Annotated in this window: 7 protein-coding genes; all 7 read left to right on the forward strand. The window is 39.0% G+C overall.

The genetic code is table 11. The features are described from left to right. The first annotated feature begins 202 nt into the window (after positions 1-202). The 7 genes from AC3AX0_RS03985 to AC3AX0_RS04015 all read left to right on the forward strand — a co-directional run bounded on the left by AC3AX0_RS03985 (position 203) and on the right by AC3AX0_RS04015 (position 7,376). Positions 203-907 (forward strand): FAD-dependent oxidoreductase, encoded by a 705-nt coding sequence (locus AC3AX0_RS03985; RefSeq protein ID WP_487549012.1) that lies wholly within the window; start codon positions 203-205, stop codon positions 905-907. Positions 908-922: 15 nt separating this feature from the next. Further along, the gene (locus AC3AX0_RS03990; RefSeq protein WP_487549013.1) at positions 923-1,510 is read left to right on the forward strand and encodes a class I SAM-dependent methyltransferase; all 588 of its coding nucleotides are present in this window, start codon (positions 923-925) and stop codon (positions 1,508-1,510) included. A gap of 334 nt (positions 1,511-1,844) precedes the next feature. Beyond that, a complete protein-coding gene (locus tag AC3AX0_RS03995) occupies positions 1,845-3,917 on the forward strand; it encodes a xanthine dehydrogenase family protein molybdopterin-binding subunit (protein WP_487549014.1) in 2,073 nt (690 codons plus the stop codon). Next, positions 3,914-4,384 carry a (2Fe-2S)-binding protein gene (locus AC3AX0_RS04000; protein WP_487549015.1) on the forward strand — a complete coding sequence of 157 codons (471 nt, stop codon included), beginning with the start codon at positions 3,914-3,916 and terminating at the stop codon, positions 4,382-4,384. The genes AC3AX0_RS03995 and AC3AX0_RS04000 overlap by 4 nt, the downstream gene beginning before the upstream one ends. Beyond that, a complete protein-coding gene (locus AC3AX0_RS04005) occupies positions 4,377-5,219 on the forward strand; it encodes an FAD binding domain-containing protein (protein ID WP_487549016.1) in 843 nt (280 codons plus the stop codon). Before AC3AX0_RS04000 ends, AC3AX0_RS04005 begins: the two co-directional genes overlap by 8 nt. Then, complete coding sequence (locus tag AC3AX0_RS04010; protein WP_487549017.1) at positions 5,212-6,417, forward strand: YgeY family selenium metabolism-linked hydrolase; 1,206 nt, start codon at positions 5,212-5,214, stop codon at positions 6,415-6,417. Before AC3AX0_RS04005 ends, AC3AX0_RS04010 begins: the two co-directional genes overlap by 8 nt. After that, positions 6,414-7,376: an ornithine carbamoyltransferase gene (locus AC3AX0_RS04015; protein ID WP_487549018.1), complete on the forward strand. Its 963-nt coding sequence runs from the start codon at positions 6,414-6,416 to the stop codon at positions 7,374-7,376. The genes AC3AX0_RS04010 and AC3AX0_RS04015 overlap by 4 nt, the downstream gene beginning before the upstream one ends. Positions 7,377-7,751: the final 375 nt, after the last annotated feature.

The following is a 7,751-nucleotide window of genomic DNA, read 5'->3' on the forward strand; positions in this document are numbered from 1 at the left end:
TTTTTAATATATATAATAATCCTGCAAAGTGATATAATACAAGAAAGTAGCTTTGCTGTGTTAACTAGGTCACGCTTCATGTGATCAAAGCGGTTATTAAGATGCGAAAGAAAGTTTCCTTAACCGCATAACACCAACGCTTCAAGGGGTTATGCATAGTTTGACTTTCTTAAGCTATAAAAAAGGGAAGGAAGTGTTAGAATTGGCAAAAAATAAAGTTGTGTTTCAGTTGAAGTTTGAAGAAATGATAAAGGAAACAAGTGATATTTATTCTTTTGTATTTCAAATACCCGAAGAGTTGGATTGGATACCGGGGCAACATGGAATTTTCAGGTTCAAAGACAAGGTTGTAGAAGGTAAGGATTTAAGGATTTTTAGTTTTGCATCTATTAAAGAAGAGAATATTATGCTTTTTACTACTAGAATAGTAGATGAACCCAGTGATTTTAAGAAGCATTTGCTGACACTCAAGACTGGAGATATAATGACAGTTGATGGCGCAATTGGTAAATTTAAGATTGATGATTACAGTAAAACCATTTGCATAATGGCAGGTGGAATTGGAATTACACCCATTAGAGCCTTTCTTAAGGATTTAGATAGCAGGGCGATCAATCCCAAGTTGTTGAAGGTTTTGTATTCAGATGACAGGGGAGAATTCGCCTATGAAGAATTCTTGAAGGAAGTAAATGAAAAGCATAGCGGACTTGATATTGAATTCATTTCGGATAGAAATATATTTTCATATAAAATTGATGAATTTGCAAAAGAAAAGAGTAATGACTCTTTATATTATATAGCAGGAACACCAGGTATGAATGCTTTCATTACTGAAAAGCTTCTTGGGCTTGGGCTTGGAATAGAAAAAGATTTTATAAAAACGGATGTTTTTCTTGGTTATGAATAAATCGAGTTTAATAATATGAATCTATCAGATATAATTTATGATTCTTTCATGCTTCCTCTTGAAACCTTTGTACTCAAGAAAAAAAGGAAGACAATGTTTAAGGATATAGAAGGTAATATATTGGAAATAGGTGCAGGAACAGGTACAAATCTTGGCTTTTATGATTTTGACATGATTTCATCCTATACTGTAGTTGACAGAAGGGTATCGGAAAAGATTAGAAAATTTGATTTTCCCAAAGATAAGGAAATTAAATTTATTAATTCCAGCGTTGAATTTTTGTGTTTTGAAGATGATACTTTTGACAGTATAGTTTTCACCCTGGTATTTTGCTCCGTAGATGATCCTTTAAAAGGACTTAATGAGGTGAAAAGGGTTTTAAAGACTGGAGGCAGAATTTATTTTATGGAGCATGTAATGCCAGAACACAGTATCTTGAAGAATCTTTTCAATAGATTGAATTCCAGCTGGAACAAGCTTGCAAACGGTTGTAATCTAAACAGGGAAACAGCAGACATGATTAGAGATGCAGGTTTCGAAATTGAAACTTTAGAAAGGTTCTTCGGGGCTTTTATAGTTGGAAGAGCTATAGTGAAACAGTAAATAGAATTTAAATTAGACTAAGAGATCACCTACTTTGCGAAAACTGCAAATCAGGTGATTTTTTCTATTCCATGAAGTTGTCTTTTCTATTACTCTGGGATATAATATATATTAGAAGATACAATAGGTGAAGACTTGCTGCACGCTTGACATCTTGAGGAAAGAATGGCATGTTTTCTTTTGTAGCTTAGTTGCTTTGTTCTATAAGGGACTAAATAAGTATATAAACATTTCTTGGTAGAAATCCAAGACTACATGAAGCATGCATTCATACTTATAGTATGGATAGTTTTGCTGTGTAGTCTTTTTTTATTACCCACAAACGGAGGTGCCTATGAAAATTACAGATAGGATTAACAGAGTAGATGGTGTTGAGAAAATTAATGGAACAGCAAGGTATATAGAGGATATAAAATTTGAAAATCTCCACTATGGAAGAACTCTGAGAAGCGAGATATCAAAAGGAAGAATTAAATGCATTAAATATCCGGAGCTACCGGAAAACCTTTGGGTAATTGATGCCAAGGATACATTCATAAACCAAGTGGCGATGATAACGATGGATATGCCCATTTTTGCCGATGGCTATGTTAACTATAAAGGTGAACCAATAGCACTCATAGCAGGCAAGGACAAGAATGAAATAATAAAATTCATGAAAAATATAGAAATAGAATATGAAGAGGAAGAAGGGGTATTTGACTTCGGAAGCGGAGATAACATCTTTTCGGAACAGGAATATACAAAGGGAGACCTTGAAACCCTGGAATACGACAAGGTATTTGAAAAATCCTATTCCACAGGTTATCAGGAACAGTTATACATGGAAAAGCAGGGTCTTGTAGGAGATTTTTCAGATGGAAGGCTCATTATTTACGGTTCCATGCAGTGTCCCTACTATATCAAGAATGCTCTCATACATTCAACAGGACTTGCAGACCATGATATAAGGGTAATACAAAGTGAAACAGGAGGAGCCTTTGGTGGCAAGGAGGAATACCCCTCACTTTTGGCATGTCAGGTTGCAGCTGCTTCCATGAAGATAGGAGCACCAGTAAGACTTATCTTTGACAGGCGAGAGGACATTGTATTCACAACCAAAAGACATCCTTCAAAAACCTTGGTGAAGACATATTTAAAGGACCACAGAATTGTGGGAATGGAATTTGATTTTGGAATAGATGCAGGACCATATCTTGGACTTTCTGACGTTGTTCTTCAAAGAGGAATACTATCCCTTACAGGATGTTACCTTATAGAAAACCTGAGAGTAAATGGAACAACATATAAGACAAACAATATTTTCACAGGGGCTTTTAGGGGTTTTGGTGCACCTCAAACATTGTTCGCGCTTGAACAGCATATGAACCAGCTTGCAAATCATTTGGGCTATGACCCTTTGGAATTCAGAAGGCCATATTTTGTGAAAAGAGGGGATCTTTCATCAACTTCGGGAATATACAACGAGGAAATAAAGCTTGATGAGATGGCGGACAGGCTGGCTGAAATGGCAGGCTACGACAAGTTAAAGGAAGAAATGGGAAGCTACAGAGGAATAGGAATATCATTCATTCCTCACGGCGGAGGATTTACAGGAGATGGTGAAGCCGAACATATAAAAAGTGTAGTGAAACTTAAAAAGGATACTGACAAGAATATCCATATTCTTGTGTCATCGGTTGAAATGGGACAGGGAGCAAAAACAGTACTTTCAAAGATTGTTGCATCGGTTCTGGATATAGAAATCGACAGGATAATATATGAAAATCCTGACACTCTTCTTGTACCTGATTCTGGACCTACAGTTGCATCGAGGACTACAATGGTTGTTGGAGGGCTTCTTTACAAAGCAGCCCTTAGGTTGAAGGACAGTATGGAATCCGACGAGGAAATTGAAATAGTGGAGAATTACAAACAACCTGACTATGTGAAATGGGACCAGGAAAATCTCAGGGGAAATGCATACATGTCATATTCATGGTCTGCAGTTCTTGCTGTTGTTGAAGTCGATCCTTTGACTCTGGAGATTACCTGCAAGGACATATATGCGGTATATGATGTTGGAATGCCAATGGATGAAAAGACTTTTATTGGACAGGTTCATGGAGGAATAGCACAGGGACTTGGATATGCAATGCTGGAAGTCATGACTACAAAAGACGGTCTCATAGAACACAATAGTTTTTCATCCTATACGGTGCCTACAATTGTCGATATGCCGAGGATGCATACGGACTGGATATTGAATCCGTACAAGGAAGGTCCCTACGGCGCAAAGGCTGCAGGCGAGCTTACGTTGGTGGGAGTGGCTCCCGCAATAGCATCTGCAGTTGAAAATGCGATGGACATAGAAATAAGGGAATTGCCTGTGACTTCAGAAAATATACTTAAGGAGCTGCTGATATGATCGTAGAATTCAAGCTAAACGGAGAAGATGTAAAGGTGGAAACAGGCCTAGCAATGAGGCTTCTTGATGTAATAAGAAACGACTTTGACCTTAAGGGAACAAAGGAAGGATGCGCCGAAGGAGAATGTGGAGCATGCATAGTATTTCTGGATGGAATGATAGTGAACTCCTGCATGATGCCTATGAATAATGTAATAGGTAAGGAGGTTGTAACAATTGAAGGATTTTCAAAGACTGAAAGATACAAGGAAATAGAAAAGGCATTCATGGTGGAAGGTGCCGTCCAGTGTGGATTCTGTACTCCAGGAATGGTAATGGCTACCGAAGGGCTTTTGAAACTGGGAATATCTCTTACTGAGGAAGATATCAAGGTAGGTCTTTCTGGGAATATATGTAGATGTACAGGATATGAAGCCATATACAGGGCGGTCAGAAAACTTACACAGGAGGCGGTTTTAAATGATTGATTGCAGAAGGCCGGAAACTGTTGATGAACTTTTGGAAATCATTGATACAGGTAAATACAAAATCTTTGCCGGAGGAACGGATCTCATGGTCAGGAAGAGACAGTGGCAGGGAGCTGAAAGAAGATTCGAAGAAGATATTGTATTCATAGAACAGATAGATGAACTGAAGGGAATAACAGAGGACAAGGAGCATTACCATATCAAAACCTGTACCACCCATCGCAATATGGAAAAATCCCTGGTGCTTCCTGAATGTATAAAGCTTCCATATCGTCTAATGGGGAACCCTGCCATAAGAAATGTGGCTACTGTGGGAGGTAATATTGTCAATGCAGCACAGGTTGCAGACAGTCTTCCATTGCTTTATGCTCTGGACGGGAAAATCCTTCTCAAAAGCAAGAACAGATCGAGGATACTGACCGTAGAGGATTTTATAAAGGGTAAATACAAGACGGATATAAGAGAGAATGAATTTCTTCACGAGGTAATAATTCCAAAAATAGATATTACAGGTTTTAGGTACAAAAAAGTGGGATCCAGGAAAGCAAGTATACTTTCCAAATTTTCAGTGGTTTTTCTTTACGGAATGAAGAATGACAAGCTTGACTATATAAGGGTTTCCATAGGTGCTGTCAATGAGCTGCCCGTGAGAAACAGGGAAGCTGAAGAGAGATTTGTGGAAAATCGGGACGTGAAGGAATTTCTTACTGCAATAAGAAAGGAAATGGAAGGAACCGATGACAAACGCTCTACCAAGCTTTACAGGGAGGAAGTCAGCCTGAGGATAGTTGAGGAATACTTAAGTGAAATTTTGAGAGGTGACAGCTATGAATAAGCTTGGAAAAATAGAAAAACTTGCTGAAGAAATGAACAGCGATGTTGAAGGTTTTTTGAGGGATATAATAGCAATAAAATCTACTAGCATGGAAGAGGAAGAGGTAGTAAAAAGAATCAGGGAGGAAATGGAAACCCTTGATTTTGATGAAATAATAATAGACAAGATGGGAAACATTCTGGGCAGAGTAGGAAATGGAGAACATGTCTTTGCCTACGACGGTCACATTGATACTGTTGATGTTGGACAGGAGGATAACTGGGAATTCCATCCATTCCAGGGAAAGGAAGACGAGGAATATATTTACGGAAGAGGAGCCAGCGACCAGAAGGGAGGGTTCGCTTCATGTCTCTATGGTGCGGCCATAGCCAAGAAGCTTGGACTTCTTGAAGGAATAAGCCTTTGGGTTGTAGGATCAGTACAGGAAGAGGACTGTGACGGTCTGTGCTGGCAGCATATCCTTGAAGAGAAAACCATAAATCCTGAGTTTGTTGTATTGACGGAACCTACTGGTCTTAATGTATACAGAGGCCACAGGGGAAGAATGGAAATAAAGGTGACCGTAAAGGGTCTGAGTGCCCACGGTTCCGCTCCTGAAAGAGGAGACAATGCAATTTATAAGATGGCTTCCATACTCAAGGAATTGGAAGAGCTGAATGAAAATCTGAAATACGATGAATTTCTTGGAAAGGGCACTCTGGCCGTTTCAGAGATATTTTATACATCACCTTCCAGATGCGCAGTTGCAGACGGATGTGCTATATCAGTTGACAGGAGGCTTACCTTTGGAGAAACCAGAGACTCCGCCATAAGAGAAATAAAAGCACTAAAGAGCGTAGTCGGTAGTGAGGCAGTAGTTGAAATGTATACATATTCGGGAAAATCATATACGGATCTGGTACAGGAGGTTGATTGCTATTTTCCAACCTGGGTAATAGGTGAGGACAGCAGATATTGCGAAATACTTCTTGAATCTTGTGAAAAGATTCTTGGCAGAAAGCCTTTTCTTGACAAGTGGACTTTTTCAACAAACGGTGTTGCAATAATGGGAATGAAAAACATTCCATGCATAGGTTTCGGTCCGGGAAGAGAGGAGGAAGCCCACGCTCCCAACGAGAAGATTTTAAAGGAAGAGCTGCTTAATGCAGTAAAGGTTTATGCAATAATTCCTGAATTATATAAAGGAGGACAGCAATGACAGGTAGATTAAAGGGAAAGGATTTCATCACCCTAAGGGACTGGACAAATGATGACATTAATATGCTTTTGGATGCTTCGGCGGACCTTAAGAGACAATTTTATATGGATATACCGACTCCAATACTGCCCTATAAGACAATATTTCTCATGTTTTTCGAACAGTCCACCAGGACAAGGAATTCCATGGAGGCGGGTATTGCACAGCTTGGAGGACATGCAAACTTTTTGGATACATCAACAATGCAGATAAGCCACGGTGAGGTTGCACGGGACACTGCCAAAATACTTTCAAGCTACGGACACGGCATAGCTTGTCGAAACTGCAACTGGCAGGAGGGAAACAAATATCTAAACGACATGGCTGCAAATTCCTCGACACCTATAATGAATCTTCAATGCGATTTTTTCCATCCAATGCAGGGAATAGCGGACCTTATGACAATAAAGGAAAAACATCCGGACACATCAAGACTTAAGGTTTCAATAATTTGGGCCTATGCAACATCCCACAAGAAGCCTATAAGTGTTCCTCTTACACAGATACTTCTATTTCCTAGATACAAGATGGATGTTACCCTTGCCTATCCAGAGGGATTCGAACTTCCGGACTGGGCAATAGAGGAAGCAGAAGCTAATGCCAATAAATATGGTGGAGAATTCAGGATAACCCATGATATGGAAGAAGCATACAAGGATGCAGATATAGTAATTCCAAAGAACTGGGGATCATGGAGTACAAAGAATCCAGATGTAAACATCGAAGATTTCAAGGACTGGAAATGTACGGAGAAGTTAATGGAAACAGCTAATAAAAATGTGTACTATATGCATGCTTTACCTGCAGACAGAGGTAATGAAGTTGAAGATTCTGTAATAGATGGGGAACATTCCATAGTTTACCAGGAAGCAGAAAACAGACTTCATACTGCAAAAGGAGTTATGAGTCTGATACTCTGATTGTATATTAAGTCGGGTGGATAATAATTGAACATGCTCCCTACTCCCTCGGAACGATAATCTCTTATTGATAATGTTGATTATCGATCCTCGAAGTCGAGACCTCGCAAATTCAATTACTATCCATTTAGATGTCTAAGTTTTATTCATTCAAATATTGCAGTAATGTTTAATATACAAACCGAAGGATAACCGATGAATTTGTGAGGTCTCGAATTCGATATGCGTCAATTATCCTTATAAAATATGAATTGACGTATTGAGTGAGTAGGGAACATATACAGCGATTATCCGTGAGCCACGATGAAATTCAATGATTACAGATGTATAATTCTAATCCGAGGAGACGATATTATGAATAAGGTACCTGTTGTT

This window comes from Dethiosulfatibacter sp., assembly GCF_983023055.1.

What these genes read in the sequence shown, in the direction of transcription:
- AC3AX0_RS04005 (WP_487549016.1), top strand. Translation starts at nt 4,377, where the DNA reads ATGATTGATTGCAGAAGGCCGGAAACTGTTGATGAACTTTTGGAAATC.
- AC3AX0_RS03995 (WP_487549014.1), top strand. Translation starts at nt 1,845, where the DNA reads ATGAAAATTACAGATAGGATTAACAGAGTAGATGGTGTTGAGAAAATT.
- AC3AX0_RS04015 (WP_487549018.1), top strand. Translation starts at nt 6,414, where the DNA reads ATGACAGGTAGATTAAAGGGAAAGGATTTCATCACCCTAAGGGACTGG.
- AC3AX0_RS04000 (WP_487549015.1), top strand. Translation starts at nt 3,914, where the DNA reads ATGATCGTAGAATTCAAGCTAAACGGAGAAGATGTAAAGGTGGAAACA.
- AC3AX0_RS03990 (WP_487549013.1), top strand. Translation starts at nt 923, where the DNA reads ATGAATCTATCAGATATAATTTATGATTCTTTCATGCTTCCTCTTGAA.
- AC3AX0_RS04010 (WP_487549017.1), top strand. Translation starts at nt 5,212, where the DNA reads ATGAATAAGCTTGGAAAAATAGAAAAACTTGCTGAAGAAATGAACAGC.